Consider the following 1,946-nt stretch of genomic DNA (forward strand, 5'->3'; position numbering starts at 1 on the left):
ACGCGAGAGCGTCTTTTCGTTACTACTGGTCTCAGCTAAAAGACATCTCTACAGATGGAGTAATTCGAGAGATTGTTCGGGAAGTCGGTTTGCCTGAGAATGAGTTTTTTGAGAGAATTCAAGAGCAGGCGCTGAAAAGAAAACTCCGAAGAAATACGGAAGAATTAGCAAAGCGCGGTGGCTTCGGTTCTCCTACGTTTTTTCTTGACGACGTGGATATGTTTTTTGGAAATGATCGTATTGATCTGCTCAAGCACAAACTAATGTTGAGCAGAAAAGGAGGTTGAGAGTGACTGGGGAACTCATAACAGTTGATGTGAGCGAAGGAGTTGCGGAAATCTTTTTAAACCGTGGCGATACTCACAATTCATTAAACTTAGAAATGTTTCACGCAATTGCTGATTGTGGCGAGGCATTAAAACATAACGCAGACATTAGAGTTGCTATCCTATCTGGGAAAGGGCCGAGCTTTTGCTCGGGATTGGATTTGAGTTTAACTAAGTCTCTTGCTGAAAAGGGGGTTGAAGGAAAAAAAATAATCGAAGAGCTATTACAGCATGATGACTCTATAGCTAATTTAGCGCAAAATGTCTGTTACGTTTGGCAAACTCTTCCTTTTCCCGTAGTTGCCGCGGTGCACGGAGTAGCTTTTGGAGGTGGGTTCCAAATTGCTATGGGTTGTGATATCCGAATTGCGAGCCGTGATGCCAAGTTTTCGATAATGGAATCGCGTTGGGGACTGATACCAGATATGGCTATTACTCAAACTATTCCTAATGTGTTAAGAAAAGACCAAGCTCTCGAACTCGCATTGACTGCGCGAATATTTGATAGTGTGGAGGCGGAACGAATTGGAGTGGTTACAAGCGTTGCTGAAGACGCTTTGGGCAGTGCCAGAGGACTTGCGGGAGTGATAGCAATGAAATCTCCTGATGCGGTGAGAGCATGTAAACGCTTATTTAATGAAGGCTGGAATTGTGGTCCTCGCGAAGGGTTCAAACTTGAGGCCCAACTGCAGCGCACACTCTTGGGCAGCGTCAATCAGAGAGAAGCAGCGTTAGCAGGTTTAGAGAAGCGTCCAGCGCAGTTTAAATAGTTAGTCGTTAGTCTCTTTGTACAAACTCAACTGTGTTACCGTCCGGGTCGTGAACCATGGCTATAGTAACTCCAGGCGCCAATTCGGTTTTTTCTAATTCAAACGGGACAGCATTGCTTTTACATACATCGCAAATTTTATCCAAGTTAGATACTTGAAGTGTGAGGTAACGGATTCCTAAAGACGAGGCCAAGCCAATAGTAGTTGCTGGTGGGATCTCTTTAGGATCTACGAGTTTTACGAAACTGTCACCGAACGCAAGCCGATGCATGGTTCCAATCCACAGTGGCATTTCTTGTACTTTTTCTAGCCCGAGAATATTGCAATAAAAATTCAAACTAGATGCAATATCTTTTACAACTATACCAACGTCGATCGCGTTTTTTCCGGCAATAATGGTCATCTATGGCTCCTTTAGATTTTAATTTTCTCTACGCGGCCTCACTAGAATTTGTCCATCGGCGCACCTCAGGCATCACCTCTTTAGCGACAAGCCGCATAGAATTTTCCGCATCAGCATAAGAAATGCCAGCGTGCCTGAATCCAAACATAAGATCGAATTCGCCCATGCCACTGTGCCAAGACTCGAGTTTTTCTAGCATCTGCTGAGGGGTTCCCCAGGCTTGTGCGTTCATGTAGCTTTCAGCTAAGCCTTCAAGGCCAATGTCTTGCAGCATGTCCACCGCTTCACCATATGCTTCATAGCCTTTTGCATTTTTGAAGTGCTCTCCAGCTAGCTCATAGTGATGCATTACGGTGACCAAATAGCCAGCAATATGTTTTCTGGCCAGCTCTGCCGCTTTGTCTTTGTTTTGATGACAGACTGAGAGTGTGGCCATGAGTGGAGGAG

The 1,946-nt window shown here is 44.9% G+C and carries 3 protein-coding genes and 1 pseudogene; 2 read left to right on the forward strand and 2 right to left on the reverse strand.

Annotated features, from left to right (window positions below; all coding sequences use genetic code 11):
• A partial coding sequence (locus ABGY95_RS07000; RefSeq protein WP_347440975.1) for a DsbA family protein occupies positions 1-287 on the forward strand: 287 nt, incomplete at its 5' end.
• A gap of 2 nt (positions 288-289) precedes the next feature.
• Entirely contained in the window at positions 290-1,096 is an 807-nt protein-coding gene (locus ABGY95_RS07005; RefSeq protein WP_347440976.1) for a crotonase/enoyl-CoA hydratase family protein, read from the forward strand.
• Positions 1,097-1,103: 7 nt separating this feature from the next.
• Here the strand turns inward: ABGY95_RS07005 and ABGY95_RS07010 are convergent, their stop codons facing one another.
• Positions 1,104-1,499 (reverse strand): VOC family protein, encoded by a 396-nt coding sequence (locus ABGY95_RS07010; RefSeq protein ID WP_347440977.1) that lies wholly within the window; start codon positions 1,497-1,499, stop codon positions 1,104-1,106.
• A gap of 28 nt (positions 1,500-1,527) precedes the next feature.
• Positions 1,528-1,946 (reverse strand): annotated as a pseudogene (locus ABGY95_RS07015) (hypothetical protein); the annotation flags it as partial.

Source organism: Rubritalea sp. (assembly GCF_039830215.1).
Lineage (GTDB): Bacteria > Verrucomicrobiota > Verrucomicrobiia > Verrucomicrobiales > Akkermansiaceae > Rubritalea.

What these genes read in the sequence shown, in the direction of transcription:
- ABGY95_RS07010 (WP_347440977.1), bottom strand. Translation starts at nt 1,499, where the DNA reads ATGACCATTATTGCCGGAAAAAACGCGATCGACGTTGGTATAGTTGTA.